Source organism: Sphaerisporangium sp. NPDC049457 (genome assembly GCF_055586705.1).
In genome coordinates this window covers 295,004-315,998 of sequence record NZ_JBVJHR010000004.1, presented here as the reverse complement: position 1 = coordinate 315,998, position 20,995 = coordinate 295,004, and the positions used below count along the sequence as shown (strand labels likewise).

Below are 20,995 nucleotides of genomic sequence, written 5' to 3'. Positions count from 1 at the left end.
GGAGTTGGGCGCACGCCCAGAATGGTATGGCCTAAAGCAGAGCGGGCGGCGATTCGCAGCGGGGCGCCCCCCTCACCGGCCGCACCTCCCGGGTGCCGGGCATGCGCACGGTCCTGTGCCGGGGCGACTGCAGGTCCACGTGCTTGCCCCGCGTGAGAGACAGCAGGTCGAGGGTCCTCAGGCGCAGGGCGGTACGCCGCTCGCCGGTCGGGGTGTACATCATTTCGTCGGGGTCGCCGAGGTCCGCCAGCCGCTCGTCGATCAGCACGGTGAGGTCTTGGGGGAGCAGCAGAGGTGATACGCATGTGGCGGCGTAGTCGGTGGCGGAGTTGACCAGGAAGGCGGGCGCGGGACGCACCCTGCGGGCGCCGAGAAGGGCTCCGACGGCGCCCGGCCGCGGGGGCGAGGCGACCGTGGTGACCACGGCGACGGCCTCGCGCTGGTTGCGGGTCGTGACCTCAAAGACCGTTACTCGAATGCAGCGGGCCGGCTCGGCGTGGAGAATGGCTGGGAGGTCGTCGGCGCATGTCAAGGCGCGGGGAAGCCGTACGATCTCATGGTGGATCTGGTGGGACAGGAGCCAGCGGTGGATCGCGAGGGCGTCTTTCATCTCTCGTGCTCCTTGTCTTGTCCGGGTGCCCCCGACAGATCTACGACCGACCGTAACCTGGTGATCGCTCGGGGTGTATTCCCGGGCGGGTTACACCAGGGCTAGCTCGGAGATTTGCTTCCGTAACCGAAGGACCTACCCAGCTTGTCCGTCTCAAATCTGAGCGTTAGTCAGCAGAGGGCCGTCATCGACCTGTTTCGGCGGATTGCTCCCGTCGCCGACGAGCTCGGCGAACTTTTCGCCGCGCAGCGGCACGAGCTCGCCGTGGTCGGCGGCTCGGTCCGCGACGTCCTGCTCGGCCGCATCGGCAACGACCTCGACCTGACCACCGACGCGCGCCCAGAGCGGGTGCTGGAAATCGTCAGAGACTGGGCCGACTCCATCTGGACCATCGGCATCGACTTCGGCACGGTCGGCGTCCGCAAGGGCAACTGGGTCCTGGAGATCACCACCTACCGCAGCGAGTCCTACGACCCCAAGTCCCGCAAGCCCGAGGTCGTCTACGGCGAGACCCTGGAAGCCGATCTCGAGCGGCGCGACTTCGCGGTCAACGCCATGGCCGTGCGGCTGCCCGGGCACGAGTTCGTCGACCCGTACGGCGGCCTGTCCGACCTCGCCGCCAAGACGCTGCGCACGCCCGGCACGCCCGAGCAGTCCTTCGACGACGACCCGCTCAGGATGCTGAGGGCGGCGCGCTTCGCCTCCCAGCTCGGCTTCGCCGTCGATCCCGCCGTGGTGGCGGCCATGACGGCGATGGCCGACCGCATCGAGATCGTGTCCGCCGAGCGCATCCGCGACGAGCTCGACAAGCTGATCTGCGGCGCCGGTCCCCGCGAGGGCCTCGGGCTCCTCGTCGACACCGGCCTGGCCGCCCACGTGCTGCCCGAGCTGCCCAAGCTCCGGCTCGAGATCGACGAGCACCACCGCCACAAGGACGTCTACGAGCACACCCTCATCGTGCTCGAGCAGGCGATCGCGCTGGAGGCCGCCGGGCCCGACCGCGTGCTGCGGTGGGCGGCGCTGCTGCACGACATCGGCAAGCCCAAGACGCGCCGGTACGAGGAGGCGGGACGGGTCTCCTTCCACCACCACGAGATCGTGGGCGCCCAGATGGCCAAGAAGCGTCTCGGCGAGCTGCGTTTCCCCAAGGACGTCGTCGCCGACGTCGCCCGGCTGGTCGAACTGCACCTGCGCTTCCACGGCTACGGCACCGGCGAGTGGACCGACTCCGCCGTGCGCCGGTACGTCCGCGACGCCGGCCACCTGCTGGAGCGGCTGCACAAGCTCACCCGCGCCGACTGCACGACCCGCAACAAGCGCAAGGCTCAGGCCCTGTCCCGCACCTACGACGACCTCGAACAGCGCATCGCCCGCCTCGCCGACGAGGAGGAGCTGGCGAAGATGCGGCCAGAGCTGGACGGCAACGAGATCCAGAAGGTCCTGGGCGTCGGACCGGGTCCTGTGGTGGGCAAGGCGTACAAGTTCCTGCTCGACATGCGCCTCGACCAGGGCATCGTCGGTAAGGACGCCGCCAAGGAAGCCCTGCTCGACTGGAGCCGCGAACAGGGCTTCCCCCCGGCGACCGACTGACCGGCCCTCGCACGCACCCGCAGCCGGCTCCGGGACGCCGACCGCCCCTCCGCGCGAGTGGACCGGCCTACCGCCTCCGTGCCGGAGGACCGGATCCCGGAGTTTTCCACAGGATGTCGGGCTTTCGGGAGGGTTATCCCCAGCTTGTGGCCAGTGTCCGGGGTAGGTTTTCCACAGGCAGCACGCGGTTCCGATCGAAGACGGCAAGCCTGATTAAGGTGGCCGCATGGACGCCGAGAACCTGCGTGACCTCGATTGGAGACACCTGTGGCACCCCTACGCCGCCGCTTCTCCGGCCGTCGCCGCCCATCCCGTGATCAAAGCCCAAGGTGTGCGGCTGACGCTCGCCGACGGGCGAGAGCTCATCGACGGCATGTCCTCCTGGTGGGCGGCGATCCACGGGTACGGTCATCCGCGTCTGGACGCCGCGCTCCGCGATCAGCTCGGCGACATGGCGCACGTGATGTTCGGCGGCCTCACCCACGAACCGGCCGTCCGCCTGGCACGGCGGCTGGCCGAGATGACCGGCCTGACCAAGGTCTTCCTCGCCGACTCGGGCTCGGTGGCCGTCGAGGTCGCCATCAAGATGGCTCTCCAGTGCACGGGCAAGAGCCGCCTGCTCACCGTGCGGGGCGGCTATCACGGCGACACCTTCGGGGCGATGTCCGTCTGCGACCCGGTGAACGGCATGCATCATCTGTTCAGCGGCGTCCTGCCCGCCCATGTCTTCGCCGATCGCCCACCGAGCGACTACGGCCTGCGCCCGGATTCACCGGTCTCCGCCGGGGCCGTCGACGAGGCCTACCTGCGGCATCTCGACGCGATGGTCGCGCGGCACGCGGGCGAGCTGGCGGCCATCATCGTCGAGCCCGTGGTGCAAGGAGCGGGCGGCATGCGCTTCTACCACCCGGCTTACCTGAGGCGGCTTCGCGAGCTGGCCGACGAGCACGGCCTCCTGCTCATCGCCGACGAGATCGCGACGGGTTTCGGACGCACGGGCGAGCTGTTCGGCTGTGATCACGCAGGTGTGCGGCCCGACATCATGTGCGTGGGCAAGGCTCTGACCGGCGGCTATCTCACCATGGCCGCCACCTTGTGCACCGCCGAGGTCGCCGAGCGCATCGGTGTGCTGATGCACGGCCCGACGTTCATGGCCAATCCGCTGGCCGCGGCGGTCGCCGACGCCTCCCTCACCCTGCTGTCCGAGCGCCCCTGGCGCGAGGAGGTCAAGGGCATCGAGGCCGCCCTCGGCGAAGGGCTGGCGGCGGCGGCCGGCGCTCCAGGGGTGCGAGATGTCCGCGTCCTGGGGGCGATCGGCGTCATAGAGACCGTCGATCCGGTGGACGTGGCGAAGATCCAAGATGTCGTGATGGAGCACGGCGTCTGGCTGCGCCCCTTCGGACACCTTCTCTACACCATGCCCCCGTACTGCACCGATTCCGCCGACCTCGCGACCATCACCGAGGCGATGAGAGCGGCCGTGGCCACCCTCCATCCCTGACCCTTCCAGGCGTCCTGGGCCGCCGGGCGCTCAGCGGGGTCGTGTGGGGTGACGGAAGGCAGGTGGGCGATGAGTGATCAGAGATGGGGTGTCGATCCGTGAGCGGCTTCCTGAGGTGCGGGACGGGTGGTGACGCCGACGAGCAGACGGTAGACGGCGGCGCTCACGACGTAGCCGATGGAGGCGATCAGCAGCACCGGGTAGGACTTGCCGTTGGCGGGCAGCAGCGACGCGGCGGCCACGGCGGCCAGCACGAACATGCCGTTGAAGAGCATGTCGTAGATGGAGAACACCCGGCCGAGGTAGGCGTCCTCGACGTCGCGCTGCACGATCGTGTCGGCGCAGATCTTCACGCTCTGTCCGGTCACGCCGAGGACGAAGCCCGCGGCCAGGAAGCCGATCTGCTGGAACGGCAGACAGAGCGCCAGCAGCAGCACCCCTCCCGTCGCCAGCATGATCGGGATCCACGCCTCCGGGCGGAACCGCTCGGTGGCCCACGGGGTGATCAGCGCGGCCATGAAGAAGCCGGCGCCGGAGGTCGCCAGAACGCCGGTGATCTCGTTCAGACCGGCCTCGACGTTCGAGGTGAAATAGAAGCGGTAGAGCATCACGGTCATGACGATGGTCAGGCCGTACAGGAACCGGTGGGCGGCCATACTGCCCAGCGCGGCGGCCGGAGCCCGCTTGTGCACCACGTGACGCGCTCCGTCGACCAGCCCGGTGATCACATGGCGCACGGCCTGGCGGGCCTGCGGGAGGCTCGGGTCGTACGACGGGCCCAGCAGGTCCCTGTGCATGGTGGAGGCGATGACGGCGCTCAACCCGAAGACCACGCCCGACACGACCAGCAGTCCGGCGGTGCCGCTGTGCTCGGGGCCGAAGACCAGGCGCAGCAGGAAGCCCACGCCGGCGCCGACGAACGTGGCGACCGTGCCCGACGTCGGGGTGACGGCGTTGGCCAGCAACAGGCGCTCGCCTTCGACCACGTGCGGCAGCGAGGCGCTCAGCGCCGACAGGAAGAATCGGTTGACGCCCAGTACCGCCAGGGCGGCGGCGTAGAAGCACCAGTCGGGGGCGCCCAGCCCCACCAGCAGCGCGGCGGCCACCAGCAGCACCCCGCGCACGACAGGCGCGATGACCAGGATCTGCCGCCGCGACCAGCGGTCGATGAACACCCCGGCGAAGGGCCCGAGGATGGAGTACGGCAGGAGGAGCACCGCGAACGCGACGGCGGCCTCGGCCGCGCTCGTCTGCTTCTCCGGAGTGAAGAAGGCGTAACCCGCCACCGCGAACTGGAACACGCCGTCGGAGAACTGCGAGACCAGGCGGGTGGCGAACAGACGTCTGAAGTCCCGGCCTCGAAGGACGGCACGGAGGTCGGAGACGAATGACACGCGGGCCAGCCTACTGTCCGCCTGTCGCGCACCACATCCGGAACAACCCTGATTCACCCCCAATAGGTAATGAACTCTCCCATTTCACCCGGCATCGAACCGCAGACCAAAGCCGGTCGCCGCCGGCGGTCCCGGACGCCATCATCCGTTGGCCGATGCAGCAGACCGATGGATGGGAGGCCTGGCCAGGAGGCGGTGGGGGTGAGGGGTGGGGCCGCTTGTGTGGGCGATCGCGGGGAACGTGTCTTCTGGTGGTGCTGGGGCGAAGTCGGGTTTTGTGGGTGACTGTAGGTAGATGGTTGGTCTACCGGGAAGGACGATCCTTTATCTGTGGGGGATCGTTTTGGGTCGAGTCTTGGTGACAGCACTTCAGCGCAGTCCATCTACCTGACATGATCACGTACTCTCATTGACGTGACCCAGGACGAACATGTCGTACTCGTGAATGCGCGAGGCGAGGCGATCGGCACCGCCGCCAAGACGGTCGTGCACGGCGCCGACACCCCGCTTCATCTGGCGTTCTCGTGCTATGTGTTCGACGGCGAGGGAAGGGTCCTGCTCACCCGGCGCGCCTCGCACAAGCGCACCTGGCCGGGGGTGTGGACCAACAGCTGTTGCGGGCACCCGCTGCCGGGCGAGCCGCTGACCGAGGCGGTCGGGCGCAGGCTCTCCTACGAGCTGGGCCTCACGGCTGACGACGTCGAGCTGATGCTTCCGAGCTTCACCTACCGCGCGGTGATGCGGGACGGCACCGTGGAGCACGAGATGTGCCCGGTCTACCGGGCGGTCGTCTCCACCGTTCCCTCCCCGAACCCCGAGGAGGTCGGCGACGTTCGCTGGATGCCGTGGAAGGAGTTCACCGACGACGTCATGTGCGGGCTGCTGGCGATCTCCCCCTGGTGCGGGGAACAGGTGCCGTTGCTCGCGGCGCTCGGCTCCGACCCGTACACCTGGCCTTCCGCCGACCCCGCCGAGCTGCCGCCCGCTGCTCGCGTCCCCGCGCCGGGCGCCTGAAGCGCGTCAGGTTCTCGAGCCTCGGGTTCTTCGAGCGCCGTTCGGTCGTGGGGGCGCGCCGATGGCGGTCTTCTGAGCGCGTGATGCGGAAGCGCCCGTGGTTTCACGTGGAACCACGGGCGCTTCTGTCGCGAGCCGAGGTGGTGCGAATGTGGCGTCGGTACGCCGCTGATCAGTACGGACCGCTGGAACCGCCGCCGGGTGGCGCGAGCCGTTCAAGCTCTGGACGCGCCGAGCGCGCCGGACCGCCGCCGTGCCGGCCGGTCGGCCGGCGATCGGACCGCTGTCAGCGCTCGACCTCGCCGCGGATGAACTTTTCAACGGCGTCGCGCGCGTCGTCGTCGGAGTACTGCTCCGGCGGCGACTTCATGAAGTAGGACGAGGCGGACAGGATCGGACCTCCGATGCCGCGGTCCATGGCGATCTTGGCGGCGCGCACGGCGTCGATGATGACGCCGGCGGAGTTCGGGGAGTCCCAGACCTCCAGCTTGTACTCGAGGTTCAGCGGGGTGTCGCCGAATGACCTGCCCTCGAGGCGGACGTAGGCCCACTTGCGGTCGTCCAGCCACGGCACGTGGTCGGACGGGCCGATGTGGACGTCCGCCTTGGCCATCTCGTGCGGGATCTGCGAGGTGACCGACTGCGTCTTTGAGATCTTCTTCGACTGGAGGCGCTTGCGCTCCAGCATGTTCATGAAGTCCATGTTGCCGCCGAAGTTGAGCTGGTAAGTGCGCAGCAGCTCGACCCCGCGGTCTTCGAAGAGCTTGGCCATGACGCGGTGGGTGATGGTGGCGCCGACCTGGGACTTGATGTCGTCCCCGACGATCGGGAGGCCGGCGTCGGTGAACTTCTGCGCCCAGACCGGGTCGGAGGCGATGAAGACCGGCAGCGCGTTGACGAAGGCGACGCCCGCGTCGATGGCGCACTGGGCGTAGAAACGGTCGGCGTCCTCCGAGCCCACGGGGAGGTAGGAGACCAGGACGTCGGCCTTGGCGGCCTTGAGCGCGGCGACCACGTCGACCGCCTCCTCGTCGGACTCCTCGATCATCTCCAGGTAGTACTCGCCGAGGCCGTCATAGGTCGGGCCACGCTGCACGGTGACGCCCGTCGGCGGCACGTCGCAAATCTTGATCGTGTTGTTCTCCGAGGCGACGATCGCCTCGGACAGGTCGCGCCCGACCTTCTTGGCGTCGACGTCGAAAGCGGCAACGAACTGGACGTCACCGACGTGGTAGTCACCGAACTGGACGTGCATGAGGCCGGGCACCCGGACTGCCGGATCGGCGTCCTTGTAATAATGCACGCCCTGGACCAGCGCTGCTGCGCAGTTGCCGACACCGACGATGGCTACGCGCACGGAACCCATGGCACTCGCTCCTTTACTCATTCGTCTTATCAGGAACGGGCTCGGCGTCCTGCGCCTGTGCCCTGTCCGCTCTTGCCCGGACGGCTTGCGCTCGTTCGGTATCGATCAGCTCGTTCAGCCAGCGCACCTCGCGCTCGACCGATTCCAAGCCGTGGCGCTGTAATTCCAATGTGTAGCTGTCGAGCCGCTCTCGCGTGCGGGCGAGGGCGGTGCGCACCCCGTCGAGCCGCTCCTCCAGCCGGCTTCTGCGGCCTTCGAGGATGCGCAGCCGGACCTCCGCCTCCGTGTGGCGGAAGAAGGCGAAGTGGACGCCGAAGCTCTCGTCTTCCCAGGAGGAGGGACCCGCCTGGGTCAGCAGCTCGTGGAGCCGTTCCTTGCCCTCGGCCGTGAGCTTGTAGACGATCTTCGACCGGCGGCCGGTGAGCGGCAGGGCGCTGTCGAGAGCGGTCTGCGCGCCGGCGCCCGCAGCGCTTTCTTCGGGCGACTCCTCGGCGATCAGCCCGTTCGCCAGCAGTTGCCGCAGGCACGGGTAGAGCGAGCCGTAGGAGAACGCGCGGAACATGCCGAGCAGGGCATTGAGCCGTTTGCGCAGCTCATAGCCATGCAGAGGCGTCTCGTGGAGCGAGCCGAGCACGGCCAGTTCCAACACTCCGCCTTTGCCGACCGCCACTGGAACCGCCCCCTCTCGCAGCGATGTGTCCCGTCGATGTATCGAGCCGATACATCCAGAGGATACGTCGCGTCGGCATACTCCGCAATCAAGAAATCCGTCAAGCTGTTGGGCGGAATAGCCGAAAAAGTCGTAGTCTGACGCTCATGTGGTCACAGCGAGCGGTCGTGGACTACGGCCTCGCGAAGCGAGCGACGCTCCAGTCGCTTCGCTCCGGTCGCACGGCCAGGCGCGATGTGTGCGATGCGCATCCCTACCTTTTGCGTGCCGCTCGCTACCACGGGGAGCCGACGGAACGCGTCTGCCCCATCTGTGAACACCGGAACGTGACTCATGTCACATACGTGTACGGCGATGCGCTCGGTCGCAGCGCAGGCCGGGTAAAAGCCACGTCAGACCTTGTTCAGATGGCCCACGAATACGAGGAATTCCGGGTCTACGTAGTCGAGGTCTGCCAAGGTTGTTCATGGAATCACCTGACGGTTTCCTTCGTCCTGGGCAACGGCGGGCCACCGGGCAACTCAGACACGGCGCGACAGACCGGCTCCGACTCAGGCGGGCATCCCGACGAGACCTAGCCGTGCGCAGATGAGTTCCCCCGGGAGGCACGTTCTCCGCCTGCCGTAGACAGACGTCGAAGACCCTCCAGATCGCCAGATGACCCAACGAGGACGCGTGAGTTACAGCAGCTATGGTCCCGAGCCGACCGGCCGACCCGACCCATCAGAGGGCGCCGGTGGATCAGCTCGTCCCGGGCGGCGCCGTCGCTCTCCCCAAGGGGACGCGCCCGCCGGTGGACACCAGCCGGCGCCTTCGGCGCCGGGATACGACCAGGGCTCCGGGCGGCGTGCCGCCCCGCAGCCGGCCCCGGACGCGGGGTGGCCCTCCTCCCAGCGCCCGTCGACCGGCCGTCCCGCCTCCGCCCCGCGTCCGCGCGCGGCCGCGGCCGACCCCCGCTCACGTGGCGGCGACCCGCGCAGGGGCGCGGGGGACCCGCGCAGCCGCCGTTCCGAGGCGGCCTTCGAGGACACCCAGTCGATGGGGCAGGTCGCGTCCTCGCCGGTCCCGGGAGCCCCGCGGCGTGAGGTGCCCGATGCCGAGACGGTGGTGAAGCGGGACGCCGACGGCGCCAGGCGCTCTCGCCGGGCTCGCGGCGGCCCGGCCGCCCCAGGTGGCCCCGGCGGTCCGGGAGGCCCAGGCGGCCCGGGTGGGCCGGGTGGGCCGGGTGGCCGCGGTCCGGGAGACGGCCCTCCCGGTGAGGGACGCGGCCGGCGGACGAAGGACGCGGGCCCGCCCGGCCGTCCCCGCTGGCGGCGGTTCATCCCCAACTGGAAGATCGTGATGGCGGCCTTCGCCGTCCTGACGGCCGGCGTCTTCGGCATGATCGCCGTCGCGTACGCCAACACTCCGCTGCCGAGCGAGAAGGACGCCCAGGAGACCGCGACGGCTCAGGGCAGCACGTTCTACTACGCGGACGGCACGGCGATGGCCCGCCTGGGCACCGAGCGCAAGGCCGTCAAGCTCGACGACGTGCCGAAGTACGTCCAGGACGCGGTGGTCGCGGCCGAGAATGACACCTTCTGGACCGACCCGGGCATCTCGTTGTCCGGCATCGCGCGGTCGGCGTGGAGCACCGCGACCGGCACACAGCTGCAGGGCGCCTCGACGATCACTCAGCAGATGGCCAGAGGCTACTTCAAGGGCCTCAGCTCGGAAGTGTCGATCAAGAGGAAGGTCAAGGAGATCTTCATCGCGGTCAAGCTGGACAAGGACTGGGAGAAGAAGAAGGTCCTCGAGCTCTACCTGAACACGGTGCCCTTCGGCCGGAACACCTATGGCATCGAGGCCGCCGCCCAGAAGTTCTTCGGTCACGGCGTCAAGAAACTGACCGAGGCCGAGGGCGCCTACCTCGCCGGACGCATCCAGCAGCCGAGCAACTTCGACGCCGCCGAGGAGAAGAAGAACTACTCCGGCACCGAGTTCCGCTTCAACTACGTCCTCAAGCAGATGGCGAAGCTCAACCCCCAGGCGTACGGCGGTTTCCCGGCCAAGCTGAAGTTCCCCAAGCCCAAGCCGCAGAAGATCTCCCAGGCCTACGCCGGACTCCGCGGGTACATGCTCACCGAGGTGCTCAAGGAGCTCGAGGCCGCGGGCATCCCGCGCTCGGAGATCGAGACCAAGGGCTACAAGATCTACACGACCTTCGACAAGAAGCTCATGCTGGCCGCGAGGACGGCGGTGAACCAGACCACCGCCGGGCTTCCCAAGGAGGTCCACACCGGCCTGGCCGCGGTCGACCCGACCAATGGGCGTGTGGTGGCGTTCTACGGCGGTGACAACTACCTCGGCAAGCACCCCGACCAGTTCAACGAGGCGTTCCAGGCCCGCAAGCAGGCGGCGTCGGCGTTCAAGCCGTACGTGCTCGCGGCGTGGCTGGCGGCCGATCACAGCCTGAAGAGCTACGTGACCGGCAAGCAGCCGCTCAAGCTGGAAGGCACCACGCCGATCTTCAACGGCCACGCCACCCCGCAGTCGATGGACATCATCTACGCGACTCAGCACTCCATCAACACGGCCTACGGCCAGATGGGCGCCGAGGTCGGGCTGGACGCGGTGAAGCGCATCGCCGAGGAGGCCGGGCTGAGCAAGGAGAGCCTGGACAAGGACGTCGACGAGCACAAGTTCCTGTTCTCCATCGGCAGCGCCGGTGTGACCCCCGTCGAGCAGGCGGGCGGCTACTCGATCTTCGCGAACAAGGGTAAGCACTACAAGACGCACACCGTCATCAAGGTCATCGCGCCGGACAAGACCGAGATCATCAACGAGGACAAGTCCCCCAAGCAGGTCATCTCCGAGGAGGTCGCCGCCGACGCGATCGTGGCGCTGCGGTCGGTGGTCAAGGGAGGCACGGGTACGGCGGCTGCGCTGGCGGACCGTCCGGTGGCCGGCAAGACCGGTACGAACAACGACAACAAGGAAGCGTGGTTCGTCGGCTTCACCCCGCAGCTCTCCACGGCGGTCGGCATGTACAAGGAGAACCGCAAGACGGGCGCGGAGCTGTCGCTGGGCAACAACTTCGACGGAGGCACCGTGCCCGCCCGCGTCTGGCGGGCGTTCATGTCCGAGGCGATGAAGGGCCGCAAGCCCATGGAGTTCCCCCCGCCGTCGAACATCGGCTCGCCGCTGGACCTGGCGCCCAAGCCGGTCCCCACCCCGACGCCCACGGTGAACGAGCCCGGGTTCCCCGACGACAACGGCTTCCCCGACGACGACGGCTTCCCGGACGGCAACGGCAACCCCGACAACAACGGCGGCGGTTGCCTGCCGTGGGACGACAGCTGCAACAACGGCAACAACGGCAACAACGGCGGCGGGAACGACCCGTTCAACCAGGGCAGCGCCCCCAACGCCGCCACCACGCCGGCCCCCACCCCGACCGCGCCGGGCGGGCGCCGCTCGACGCCCGCGCCCTCTCGCTGATCGGACGACGTCATGACCCGTTCCACGTCCCTGCCGGGGACCACCGGCCCCGGCTCCGTGGCGCGCGCCGCGCTGCCGTACGTCCCCCTCGGGCTGCTCGCGGCCCTCGGGGCGATACTCGCGTACGCATGGAAGGCGCCGTGCCGGTTCGGCGGGGCGTGGAACGACGGCACCCAGCAGTTCCTCAACTTCTGCTACACCGACATCTATCCGTTGTGGTGGACCGAGAAGCTCGACCAGGGCCTCGCGCCGTACTTCGGGCATCCGGTGGAGTACCCGGTCGGCATCGGGTCGCTGATGTGGGTCATCCAGAAGCTGGTCATGGGCACCAGCGATCCGGGCGTCCGCTTCTACGACCTGACCGTGATCGTCATGGCGGCGTCGCTGGTGGCCGGGGTGGTCATCATGGTGGCGCTCGCCGGTCTGCAGGGCCGTCCGTGGGACGCGGCCTGGTACGCGCTGGCGCCCGCGGTCATCCTCACCGCGTTCATCAACTGGGACCTGCTGTGCGGCGCGCTCTGCCTCGGCGCCTTCCTCGCCTGGTCGCGGCGGGGGCATTTCCTGGCAGGTGTGCTGCTCGGCCTCGCCATCGCCACGAAGTTCTATCCAGTGATCTTCATTGGTCCGTTGCTGCTGCTGGCACTGCGCAGCCGCAAGCTGTCGCCGTTCCTGTGGACGCTGGGCGGCACGGTGATCACCTGGGTGGTGGTCAACCTGCCGTTCATGCTGCTGGCGTTCACCGGATGGAAGGAGTTCTACGTCTTCAGCAGCAAGCGCGGAGCCGACTGGGGGTCGCTGTGGTTCTTCTTCCAGAACCGGCAGTGGCCGTTCCTGGGTGACGCCGGGCGGGTGGACATGCTCGGCATCGTGTCGTTCGGCGTGCTCTGCCTGGCCATAGGCCTGCTCGCGCTGACCGCGCCCACCCGGCCGAGGCTCATGCAGCTCTGCTTCCTGGTGCTGGCCGCGTTCATGGCCACCAACAAGGTGTGGTCTCCGCAGTACGTGCTGTGGCTGGTGCCGTTCGCGGTGCTGGCGCGGCCGAACTGGAAGCCGCTCGCCCTGTGGCAGGTGGCCGAGTGCTGGTACTTCTTCGCGATCTGGCTGTATCTGGTTCACGTGCAGCCGGGCAACGAGGCCCTCGGCATCGGCGACGGCGCCTACTTCAGCGCGGTGTGGGCCCGGGCGATCACCGTCGCGATCATGGCGGTGTTCGTGGTCAGGGACATCCTGCGGCCCGAGCACGATGTCATCAGGCAGGGGGGCGTGGACGATCCGGTGGGCGGGGTCTTCGACGGCGCCGAGGACCGCCTGGTGCTGCGGATCCCGTCGCGCCCGGTGGTGCGGGAGGCCGCTCCCGACGCCTCCTGACCGTCGCGGTGGCCGCGCGATCTCTAGCGGGAAGTCCGGCTTGATCCCCTATTCTCCTGTATGTGCAAACCTCCCCTCCGGAGACCGCCGCCCCGGAGCCCACCGCCCCGCGGCCCGCGCGATTCTCCGTCGGCGAGGCGTTGCTGGTATGGGTCGGGTCACGCCTGGGGCTCGTCGTCGCGATGACGGTCGGCGCCGGCGTGCTGGGCGGCGAGGCGGACGAGACCCCTTTTCTGTCGCGCTGGGCGCACTGGGACGCCGGGCACCTGGCGGAGATCGCGAAGTTCGGCTACGACGGTGACCCGGCCCAGGATCCCGACCCCGGCCTGCCCGCCTTCTTCCCAGGGATGCCCCTCGCACTGCGCCTGGTCAATGTGATCGTCGACGACTGGTCGCTGGCCGGCCTGCTGATCTCGTTCGTCGCCGGCGCGGTGGCGATGGTGGCCCTGGCACGGCTGGCCGAATTCGAGGGCCCCGCCGGCGCCGGAGGGCGCGCCGTGATCGCGATCCTGCTGTTCCCCATGGCGGTGTTCCTGTTCGCCGGATACAGCGAGTCGCTGTTCCTGGCGTTCGCGATCCCCGCGTGGCTGTACGCGCGGCGCGGCGACTGGCCGGCGGCGGCGTTGCTGGCGGCCGGCGCGTCCTGCGTGCGCATCACCGGGCTGTTCCTCGCGCTCGCGCTGATCGTGGAGTTCGTCACGAGCCGCGGCCGGATCCGCCGGGCGTGGTGGCTGCTCGTGCCGTTCCTGCCGCTGATCGCCTACTCGGCCTACCAGCACGGGCGCACGGGCGACTGGCTCGCCTGGCAGCACGCGCAGGAGGCCGGCTGGGGACGGCAGATGGTGTGGCCGTGGGATTCGTTCTCGACCACCTGGGCGATGGCGTCCGGGGACGGGCAGTTCGTGTGGGCGTTCCGCATGGAGGTCGCCGGCGCGCTGCTCGGGGTCGCCGTGCTGCTCTGGCTGCTCCTCGCGCGCCGGTGGAGCGAGTTCGTCTACGTCGGCCTGCAGCTCGGGGCCCTGCTGTTCTCGGCGTACTACCTGTCGGTGCCGCGCGCGGCGCTGCTGTGGTGGCCGCTGTGGGTGATGATCGGCCGGGTGTCGGTGCGCCGCCCCTGGGTGCTTCTGTTGTACGCGCTGGTGGCCGGGCCGCTCATGGTGCTCAACACCCTGACCTTCATGAGAGGCGCCTGGGCGGGCTGACGGGCCCCTGGAGCCGCCGGGCCGGCGTCGGGGCTCAACGCGGGCGGGGTTTACCCATTTTTCCCGCGCCGTAATCCAGGGGATTTATCCACAGGCTGTGGATCAAAGGTGCTCGCGAAGGAAGGCGATGTCGGCCGCCTGCCCGTCGGCCGGGGTCTCGACCACGATCGGCGCCCCGGCGGCGCGGCACACGCCCAGGATCAGTTCGGGATCGATCTGACCTTTGCCCAGGTTGGCGTGCCTGTCGGCGCCGGAGTCGAAGGCGTCGCGCGAGTCGTTGCAGTGGATGAGGTCGATGCGGCCCGTGATGGCCTTGACCCGGTCGACCACGTCGGCGAGCTCTTCGCCGCCGGCGTGCGCGTGACAGGTGTCCAGGCAGAACCCCACGTCGAAGCCGTCGAGCGCGTCCCACAGCCGCGCCAGGCGTTCGAGCCGGCGCGCCATCGCGTTACCGCCGCCGGCGGTGTTCTCGATCAGGACGGGGATGGGGGTCTCCAGGCGCTCGAAGACCTTGCGCCAGTTGTCGAACCCGACCTGCGGGTCGTCGTCCTTGCCGACGTGCCCGCCGTGCACGATCAGGCCCTTGGCGCCGATCGACGCCGCGGCCTCCAGCTGGCCGGCGAGCAGCTTGCGGCTCGGGATGCGGATGCGGTTGTTCGCGGTGGCGACGTTGATCACGTACGGAGCGTGGATGTAGACGTCGACGTCCGAGGCGGTGAGGGCCTCGACGTTCTGCGGCAGGACCGGCCCTTTCCACCCCTGCGGATCGCCCAGGAAGAACTGCGCGACCTCGGCGTCGCGCGCCGCGGCGTGCGCCAGCGGGTCATCTCGGTCGACGTGAGCTCCGATGCGAACCATGGGTCGAGCCTAGCCGTTTCGATGCCTGCACCAGGGGCAGTGGGGGGCCCAGGCTGGTACGCCCTGAAAACTCGCGTGCCGTGACAAATAGGAGAACGACTGTGGCCTACTACCGCCGCGGGGTCAGCCTCTTAGGCCTGATCTACATCCTCATCGGCATCTACGTGGCATGGGTTCACGACTACATCACCCCCAGTTTGCTAAGGAGGATCGCCCAGGCCCTGCTGGCCGTCTTCCTGTGGTTCCTGATCTTGCTCGGAGTCGACCTCCACATCGGCGGAGAGTGAACGGCGGGGCGCCTCGGGGGGCGCCCCCATCGCCTGATGACCGGCCGGACGCTCCTGTCGCAGCCTGCCGCACTCACCGTCCCCGCCGGACGCGACGACAGTGCCGGTCGGTCAGATGAACCCGCCGTGGTAGACGCCCATCGCGACGCCGACGAACGACATGACGATGGCCACGATGTTCAGCGCCCGCTCGGCCGTCGTGGCCGACACATATTGGGAGTACATTCCCACCACGAATCCGAGCGCTCCCGCCCATGAGGCCACCACGTGCGCGGCGACCACCAGGCCGCTGATGAACGCGATGACGCCGCAGGCCAGCGCCACCATCGTCAAGGTGTTCTCGACGGTGTGCTTCCTGCCGTCGGTGTTCAGCGTCAGGTGGAAGCGCTCTCTGCCGGCGTCGAGGCGCTCTTCGCCGGCACGGCCGGTGGCAGATCGCATGCCGACCACCTCCTTTCCTCTTCTTTTCCACGTTCCCCTTGCGGCGGCGGGCAATCGCGGCAGGTCAGTCGCGCCGCCCTGGTAGACTTCCTGGGCTGCGTCGCATATGCGTGCCGTTCGGCATGCCGATCAACGGCCGCGCGCTCGCCCCGCCACCGAAAGGCGGGGGCGAAGACGTCAGCGTCCTCCTGTCACGGCATGGTGTCGTGACCGCGAAAGTCCAGAGGAGGTTGGAAGTCCGCATGCGTCGCTACGAATTGATGGTCATCCTCGACCCGTCCCTCGATGAGCGCACGGTGACTCCCTCGCTCGACCAGTTCCTCACCGTCGTCCGCAACGACGGCGGCACCGTGGAGAAGGTCGACGTGTGGGGTCGTCGCCGGCTGGCCTACGACATCACCAAGAAGTCCGAGGGCATCTACGCCGTCATCGACCTGACGGCGGCTCCGGCCACCGTCAAGGAGCTCGACCGCCAGCTCAACCTGAACGAAGGCATTCTGCGCACCAAGGTGCTGCGCCCCGACATGCACTGAGCGGCCCCGAGTCCGCGGAAGCCCGGCTTTTGTCGGGCGGTAGCCGTACTCTGAGCCCCGACAGGCTGCGCAGACTCACGCAGGAAGGCGAAAGCGACCGATGGCAGCAGGCGACACAACGATCACCATCGTCGGCAACCTTGTCGACGACCCCGAGCTGCGTTTCACCCCTTCGGGGCAGGCCGTGGCCCGGTTCCGCATCGCGTCCACTCCGCGGTTCATGGACCGCCAGACCAATGAGTGGAAGGACGGCGAAAGCCTCTTCCTGACCTGCAACGTGTGGCGCCAGGCGGCGGAGAACGTCGCCGAGAGCCTCCAGCGTGGGATGCGGGTCATCGTCCAGGGGCGGCTGCGCCAGCGGTCGTACGAGACCAAGGAAGGCGAGAAGCGCACGGTTTACGAGGTCGAGGTCGACGAGGTCGGCCCGTCCCTGCGCAACGCCACCACCAAGGTCAACAAGACCGCGCGGCAGGGCGGCGGCGGAGGCGGGTTCGGCGGCGGCGCCGACGACCCGTGGGCCTCGGCCACTCCGGCGCCCTCCGGCGGCGGCTACAGCGGTGGCGGCGGGGGCGGCTACAACCAGGGTGGCGGCTACAACCAGGGCGGCTTCGGCGGCGGTGGCGGTGGCGGCGACCTCAGTGACGAGCCCCCCTTCTGATCATCCATTCATTCCAGTAACCGATCGACCATTCCCGCGTCATGCGGGGCTCTCTTAGGAGGAGCACCAAGATGGCGAAGCCGGCACTGCGCAAGCCGAAGAAGAAGGTTTGCCTGTTCTGCCATGACAAGATCGCCTACGTCGACTACAAGGACACGGCGCTGCTGCGGAAGTTCATCTCCGACCGCGGCAAGATCCGTGCCCGCCGGGTGACGGGCAACTGCACCCAGCACCAGCGTGACGTGGCCACCGCGATCAAGAACGCTCGTGAGATGGCGCTGCTGCCGTACACGAGCACTGCGCGCTGACAGGAGGCTTGCAGATATGAAGCTCATTCTCACCAATGAGGTCTCGGGCCTCGGCGCGCCCGGTGACATCGTCGAGGTCAAGGACGGCTACGGCCGCAACTACCTGATCCCGCGCGGTTTCGCCATGCGCTGGACCCGTGGCGGCGAGAAGCAGATCGAGTCGATCAAGAAGGCGCGCGACGCCCGCGAGATCCGCGACCTCGGCACCGCCAAGGAGGTCGCCGGCCGGCTCGGCGCCCTGCGGGTCACGCTGAAGACCCGCGCCGGCGATTCGGGCCGCCTGTTCGGCTCGGTGACCACCGGTGACATCGCCGACGCCGTCAAGGCCGCCGGCGGTCCCAGCCTCGACCGCCGCCGCATCGAGATCACCAACGCGATCAAGAGCGTCGGCTCGCACCGCGTCTCGGTCCGGCTGCACCCCGAGGTGTCCGCCAACCTGGACGTCGAGGTCGTCGGCGCCTGACCGCGCCGGCTACGGCCGCCGCCGGCCCGCCATCCCCGCCCGCGGGGAAGGCAGCCTGTGGACAGAGTTCCGCGAGGGCCCCTCTCCTGACGGAGAGGGGCCCTTCGGCGTCTTCGCACGTTGATCGTCTCCGCACGTTGTGCGTTTCCGCATGATGAACGTCCTGAGGCGGTGGGCCTCCTGAGGCGGCGGGCGTCGAGGCACGGTGGGCGTCGGGTCGCTCGCCCGCGAGCTCGTCGGGCGGGCGCTCAGCCGCCGGTGACCAGCCAGGCGCGGCCGTACGCGCGTGACCCGAGGGTGAGCAGACGGGCCGCCATCCACAGGCCGAACGCCGTCCACAGGGCCACCAGGCCGCCGCCCAGGTGCACGACGGCGAACGCGGCGGGCAGGTAGACGACCGTCGTGATCGCCGAGGCCCAGGCGAGATATCGCCGGTCGCCGGCCCCGATGAGCACGCCGTCCAGGACGAACACCACGCCGGCCAGCGGCTGGAGCAGTGCGACCGGCCACAGGACCGCGACCAGCTCGGCGCTCACGGCGGGGTCGGCGTCGAACAGGTGCGGGATGACCGGCCGCAGCACGATGATGACGGCTCCGAGGACGGCCCCGTAGCCGACGCCCCAGGTCACCATGGTGCGCGTGGCGGCCCGCGTGTGGGCGCTCTGCCCCGCGCCGAGCGTGCGGCCGACGATGGCCTGGGCGGCGATGGCGATCGCGTCGAGGGCGTAGGCGAGCAACGACCAGATCTGCGTCGCGATCGCGTGGGCCGCGAGCTGGGCGACGCCCATGCGGGTGGCCACGGCCGTCGCGGCGATCAGCACGATCCGCAGGCACACCGTCCGGATGATCAATGCGATGCCCGCCACGCCGGAGGCCCGCACGCCGGCCAGGTCCGGCCGTACGGGGACCCGATGCCGGCGGGCCGCACGGGCGATGACGAGCAGGTAGACGAGGGCGCCCAGCCCTTGGGCCACGACCGTGCCCCAGGCCGACCCCGCGATGCCCCAGTGGAACACCAGCACGAACACGGCGTTCAGCACCGCGTTCAACGCGAACGACCCGACCGAGACGGCCAGCGGGGTGACGGTGTCCTGCAGGCCGCGCAGCACGCCCGTGCCGGCCAGGATGATCAGCATGGCGGGGACGCCGGACAGGCTGATGCGCAGGTAGGTGACCGCCGGCCCGGCCACCTCGGCGGTGGCGCCGAACCACTGGACGATCCACGGGGTGAGCGGCCAGCACACGGCGATCAGCGCCAGCCCGATCGCCGTGGCGAGCCAGAGCCCGTCGATGCCCTGCTTGACCGCCCGCACGAAGTTGCCCGCGCCGACCTGCCTGGCCACCGCGGCGGTGGCGCCGTACGCCAGGAAGACGCAGACGTTCACCAAGGTGGTGAGGGCGGTCCCCGCGATGCCGAGGGCGCCGAGCGAGGCCGTGCCGAGACGGCCGACGATGGCGTAGTCGGCGAGGATGAAAAGCGGCTCCGCGACCAGGGCGCCGAAGGCGGGGATGGCGAGCCTGAGGATCTCCCGGCTGCCGACACGGGGGGTAAGAGCCACTTGTCTATCTTGCCCCTTACCTCAGCATGCTCCGCACCGGCCCCGCCGTCACCGGCCTGTCGCGAGGACTTTCTTTTCTCCACAGCCCGTGGATACCGTTTCCCCTGTTCGGAAGGGGGTCCGTGGTTTTCCCCAACAGTTATCCACAAGGTTGTCCCCAGTGTGCCCACACCTCCGGCGGAGAACTGCACACGTTATCCACAACCTTGTCGACAGGACGCGTTGCCCCTGGGGCGAGAACCGGCGAAACTGTCAGCCCGGCTACTTCGGGGGTGGCGCGGAAGTCAGGGAGGGCCGCCAGTTGACCAGTGAGATCGTCCCGGCCTTCGACGCACCGTTCGAGCGCACGCCCCCCAGCAACATCGAAGCCGAGCAGTCGGTGCTGGGCGGCATGCTGCTGTCCAAGGACGCCATCGCCGACGTGGTGGAGGTCCTGCGCTCCGACGACTTCTACCGGCCCGCGCACCAGGTCATCTACGACGCCATCCTCGACCTGTACGGGCGCGGCGAGCCGGCCGACGCGGTGACCATCTTCAACGAGCTGTCCCGGCGCGGCGAGATGGCGCGGGTGGGCGGCGGCACCTACCTGCACACGCTCACCGCCATCGTGCCCACGGCCGCCAACGCCGGCTACTACGCCAAGATCGTGCGCGAGCAGGCCATCTTGCGCCGGCTCATCGAGGCGGGCACCCGCATCGTCTCCTACGGCTACGGCGGGCAGAACGAGGAGGTCGACGAGCTGGTCGACCGGGCCCAGGCGGAGATCTACGCGGTCACCGAGCGCCGCACCAGCGAGGACTACCGCCCGCTGTCCGAGATCATGCCGGGCGCGCTCGACGAGATCGAGGCCATCGGCAGCCGCAGCGGCCAGATGGTCGGCGTGCCCACCGGCTTCCAAGATCTCGACGCCCTGATGAACGGCCTCCACCCCGGCCAGATGATCGTCGTGGCCGCCCGCCCTGCCATCGGCAAGTCCACCCTGGGGCTGGATTTCGCCAGATCTGCTGCGATCAAGCACCATATGGCCACCGTGGTGTTCTCGCTGGAAATGTCGCGCAACGAGATCACGATGCGCCTGTTGTCGGCCGAAGCGCGGGTGGCCCTGCACACCATGCGTTCCGGCACCATGAACGACGACGACTGGACGCGCCTGGCGCGTCGCATGAGCGAGGTCGCCGAGGCGCCGCTGTTCATCGACGACTCGCCCAACATGTCGATGATGGAGATCCGCGCCAAGTGCCGTCGCCTCAAGCAGCGTCACGACCTGCGCTTCGTCATCGTCGACTACCTCCAGCTGATGAGCTCGCCGAAGAAGACCGAAAGCCGCCAGCAGGAGGTCTCCGAAATCTCCCGTGCGCTCAAGCTCCTGGCCAAGGAGCTCGAGGTGCCGGTCATCGCGATCTCCCAGCTCAACCGCGGTCCTGAACAGCGCACAGACAAGCGCCCCCAGGTGTCCGACTTGCGAGAATCCGGGTCGATCGAGCAGGACGCCGACGTCGTGATCCTTTTGCACCGGGAGGACGCCTACGAGCGCGAGTCGCCGCGGGCCGGCGAGGCCGACCTCATCGTGGCCAAGCACCGTAACGGCCCCACCGCCACGGTGACCGTCGCCTTCCAGGGGCACTACAGCCGCTTCGTCGACATGGCCCCGCACTGAACCCTTTCCGCGAGGGGCGGGTCACCGGGCGCGTTC

At 68.9% G+C, this 20,995-nt stretch carries 20 protein-coding genes; 13 read left to right on the top strand and 7 right to left on the bottom strand.

The window, feature by feature from the left end; genetic code table 11:
* Positions 1 to 31: 31 nt before the first annotated feature.
* Entirely contained in the window at positions 32 to 610 is a 579-nt protein-coding gene (locus ACZ6QO_RS09045; protein WP_465849087.1) for an aminoacyl-tRNA deacylase, read from the bottom strand.
* A 144-nt stretch (positions 611 to 754) separates the two neighbouring features.
* Here ACZ6QO_RS09045 and ACZ6QO_RS09040 point away from each other — a divergent pair, with 144 nt between their 5' ends.
* Both ACZ6QO_RS09040 and ACZ6QO_RS09035 read left to right on the top strand, forming a co-directional pair.
* Complete coding sequence (locus tag ACZ6QO_RS09040; protein ID WP_465849085.1) at positions 755 to 2,200, top strand: CCA tRNA nucleotidyltransferase; 1,446 nt, start codon at positions 755 to 757, stop codon at positions 2,198 to 2,200.
* A 226-nt stretch (positions 2,201 to 2,426) separates the two neighbouring features.
* Complete coding sequence (locus ACZ6QO_RS09035; RefSeq protein ID WP_465849084.1) at positions 2,427 to 3,701, top strand: adenosylmethionine--8-amino-7-oxononanoate transaminase; 1,275 nt, start codon at positions 2,427 to 2,429, stop codon at positions 3,699 to 3,701.
* A gap of 77 nt (positions 3,702 to 3,778) precedes the next feature.
* Here ACZ6QO_RS09035 and ACZ6QO_RS09030 read toward each other — a convergent pair whose 3' ends face one another.
* Positions 3,779 to 5,095: an MFS transporter gene (locus tag ACZ6QO_RS09030; protein ID WP_465849082.1), complete on the bottom strand. Its 1,317-nt coding sequence runs from the start codon at positions 5,093 to 5,095 to the stop codon at positions 3,779 to 3,781.
* 414 nt (positions 5,096 to 5,509) lie between these two features.
* Here ACZ6QO_RS09030 and idi point away from each other — a divergent pair, with 414 nt between their 5' ends.
* Positions 5,510 to 6,109: an isopentenyl-diphosphate Delta-isomerase gene (gene idi, locus ACZ6QO_RS09025; RefSeq protein WP_465849080.1), complete on the top strand. Its 600-nt coding sequence runs from the start codon at positions 5,510 to 5,512 to the stop codon at positions 6,107 to 6,109.
* A 286-nt stretch (positions 6,110 to 6,395) separates the two neighbouring features.
* On the opposite strand, the gene ACZ6QO_RS09020 is transcribed toward idi, so the two are convergent.
* Both ACZ6QO_RS09020 and ACZ6QO_RS09015 read right to left on the bottom strand, forming a co-directional pair.
* Positions 6,396 to 7,475, bottom strand: coding sequence for an inositol-3-phosphate synthase (locus tag ACZ6QO_RS09020; RefSeq protein ID WP_465849078.1), 1,080 nt, complete (start codon positions 7,473 to 7,475; stop codon positions 6,396 to 6,398).
* Positions 7,476 to 7,488: 13 nt separating this feature from the next.
* A complete protein-coding gene (locus ACZ6QO_RS09015; RefSeq protein ID WP_465849076.1) occupies positions 7,489 to 8,145 on the bottom strand; it encodes a PadR family transcriptional regulator in 657 nt (218 codons plus the stop codon).
* 23 nt (positions 8,146 to 8,168) lie between these two features.
* Between ACZ6QO_RS09015 and ACZ6QO_RS09010 the strand changes: the two genes are divergently transcribed.
* The 4 genes from ACZ6QO_RS09010 (at position 8,169) to ACZ6QO_RS08995 (ending at position 14,195) form a co-directional block, all read left to right on the top strand.
* Positions 8,169 to 8,723: a DUF5318 family protein gene (locus tag ACZ6QO_RS09010; RefSeq protein WP_465849074.1), complete on the top strand. Its 555-nt coding sequence runs from the start codon at positions 8,169 to 8,171 to the stop codon at positions 8,721 to 8,723.
* 763 nt (positions 8,724 to 9,486) lie between these two features.
* A complete protein-coding gene (locus ACZ6QO_RS09005; RefSeq protein WP_465849072.1) occupies positions 9,487 to 11,625 on the top strand; it encodes a transglycosylase domain-containing protein in 2,139 nt (712 codons plus the stop codon).
* 12 nt (positions 11,626 to 11,637) lie between these two features.
* Entirely contained in the window at positions 11,638 to 12,993 is a 1,356-nt protein-coding gene (locus tag ACZ6QO_RS09000) for a glycosyltransferase family 87 protein (RefSeq protein WP_465849070.1), read from the top strand.
* 62 nt (positions 12,994 to 13,055) lie between these two features.
* Positions 13,056 to 14,195, top strand: a complete 1,140-nt coding sequence (locus ACZ6QO_RS08995) for a mannosyltransferase family protein (protein WP_465849069.1) — start codon at positions 13,056 to 13,058, stop codon at positions 14,193 to 14,195.
* A 102-nt stretch (positions 14,196 to 14,297) separates the two neighbouring features.
* Here the strand turns inward: ACZ6QO_RS08995 and ACZ6QO_RS08990 are convergent, their stop codons facing one another.
* Complete coding sequence (locus ACZ6QO_RS08990; protein ID WP_465849067.1) at positions 14,298 to 15,053, bottom strand: deoxyribonuclease IV; 756 nt, start codon at positions 15,051 to 15,053, stop codon at positions 14,298 to 14,300.
* 101 nt (positions 15,054 to 15,154) lie between these two features.
* On the opposite strand from ACZ6QO_RS08990, the gene ACZ6QO_RS08985 reads away from it, so the two are divergent.
* Positions 15,155 to 15,340 carry a hypothetical protein gene (locus ACZ6QO_RS08985; RefSeq protein WP_380838964.1) on the top strand — a complete coding sequence of 62 codons (186 nt, stop codon included), beginning with the start codon at positions 15,155 to 15,157 and terminating at the stop codon, positions 15,338 to 15,340.
* Positions 15,341 to 15,451: 111 nt separating this feature from the next.
* On the opposite strand, the gene ACZ6QO_RS08980 is transcribed toward ACZ6QO_RS08985, so the two are convergent.
* The gene (locus ACZ6QO_RS08980; protein ID WP_465849065.1) at positions 15,452 to 15,781 is read right to left on the bottom strand and encodes a hypothetical protein; all 330 of its coding nucleotides are present in this window, start codon (positions 15,779 to 15,781) and stop codon (positions 15,452 to 15,454) included.
* A 242-nt stretch (positions 15,782 to 16,023) separates the two neighbouring features.
* On the opposite strand from ACZ6QO_RS08980, the gene rpsF reads away from it, so the two are divergent.
* The 4 genes from rpsF (at position 16,024) to rplI (ending at position 17,743) form a co-directional block, all read left to right on the top strand.
* Positions 16,024 to 16,314, top strand: coding sequence for a 30S ribosomal protein S6 (gene rpsF, locus ACZ6QO_RS08975; protein ID WP_465849064.1), 291 nt, complete (start codon positions 16,024 to 16,026; stop codon positions 16,312 to 16,314).
* 100 nt (positions 16,315 to 16,414) lie between these two features.
* Entirely contained in the window at positions 16,415 to 16,972 is a 558-nt protein-coding gene (locus ACZ6QO_RS08970; protein ID WP_465849062.1) for a single-stranded DNA-binding protein, read from the top strand.
* 71 nt (positions 16,973 to 17,043) lie between these two features.
* A complete protein-coding gene (gene rpsR / locus ACZ6QO_RS08965; protein ID WP_465849061.1) occupies positions 17,044 to 17,280 on the top strand; it encodes a 30S ribosomal protein S18 in 237 nt (78 codons plus the stop codon).
* 16 nt (positions 17,281 to 17,296) lie between these two features.
* Complete coding sequence (gene rplI, locus ACZ6QO_RS08960) at positions 17,297 to 17,743, top strand: 50S ribosomal protein L9 (protein WP_465849059.1); 447 nt, start codon at positions 17,297 to 17,299, stop codon at positions 17,741 to 17,743.
* Positions 17,744 to 17,991: 248 nt separating this feature from the next.
* On the opposite strand, the gene ACZ6QO_RS08955 is transcribed toward rplI, so the two are convergent.
* On the bottom strand, positions 17,992 to 19,302 hold the full coding sequence (locus ACZ6QO_RS08955; RefSeq protein ID WP_465849058.1) for an MATE family efflux transporter: 1,311 nt from the start codon (positions 19,300 to 19,302) through the stop codon (positions 17,992 to 17,994).
* Positions 19,303 to 19,603: 301 nt separating this feature from the next.
* On the opposite strand from ACZ6QO_RS08955, the gene dnaB reads away from it, so the two are divergent.
* Positions 19,604 to 20,959, top strand: coding sequence for a replicative DNA helicase (gene dnaB, locus ACZ6QO_RS08950; RefSeq protein ID WP_465849056.1), 1,356 nt, complete (start codon positions 19,604 to 19,606; stop codon positions 20,957 to 20,959).
* Positions 20,960 to 20,995 lie beyond the last annotated feature (36 nt).

Excerpts from the sequence above, each read along its gene's own strand:
- ACZ6QO_RS08970 (WP_465849062.1), top strand. The coding sequence starts at position 16,415 with ATGGCAGCAGGCGACACAACGATCACCATCGTCGGCAACCTTGTCGAC.
- ACZ6QO_RS09045 (WP_465849087.1), bottom strand. The coding sequence starts at position 610 with ATGAAAGACGCCCTCGCGATCCACCGCTGGCTCCTGTCCCACCAGATC.
- ACZ6QO_RS09000 (WP_465849070.1), top strand. The coding sequence starts at position 11,638 with ATGACCCGTTCCACGTCCCTGCCGGGGACCACCGGCCCCGGCTCCGTG.
- ACZ6QO_RS09035 (WP_465849084.1), top strand. The coding sequence starts at position 2,427 with ATGGACGCCGAGAACCTGCGTGACCTCGATTGGAGACACCTGTGGCAC.
- ACZ6QO_RS08980 (WP_465849065.1), bottom strand. The coding sequence starts at position 15,781 with ATGCGATCTGCCACCGGCCGTGCCGGCGAAGAGCGCCTCGACGCCGGC.
- rpsR (WP_465849061.1), top strand. The coding sequence starts at position 17,044 with ATGGCGAAGCCGGCACTGCGCAAGCCGAAGAAGAAGGTTTGCCTGTTC.
- ACZ6QO_RS09005 (WP_465849072.1), top strand. The coding sequence starts at position 9,487 with ATGGCGGCCTTCGCCGTCCTGACGGCCGGCGTCTTCGGCATGATCGCC.
- rplI (WP_465849059.1), top strand. The coding sequence starts at position 17,297 with ATGAAGCTCATTCTCACCAATGAGGTCTCGGGCCTCGGCGCGCCCGGT.
- rpsF (WP_465849064.1), top strand. The coding sequence starts at position 16,024 with ATGCGTCGCTACGAATTGATGGTCATCCTCGACCCGTCCCTCGATGAG.
- ACZ6QO_RS08990 (WP_465849067.1), bottom strand. The coding sequence starts at position 15,053 with ATGGTTCGCATCGGAGCTCACGTCGACCGAGATGACCCGCTGGCGCAC.
- ACZ6QO_RS09020 (WP_465849078.1), bottom strand. The coding sequence starts at position 7,475 with ATGGGTTCCGTGCGCGTAGCCATCGTCGGTGTCGGCAACTGCGCAGCA.
- ACZ6QO_RS09010 (WP_465849074.1), top strand. The coding sequence starts at position 8,169 with ATGTGTCCCGTCGATGTATCGAGCCGATACATCCAGAGGATACGTCGC.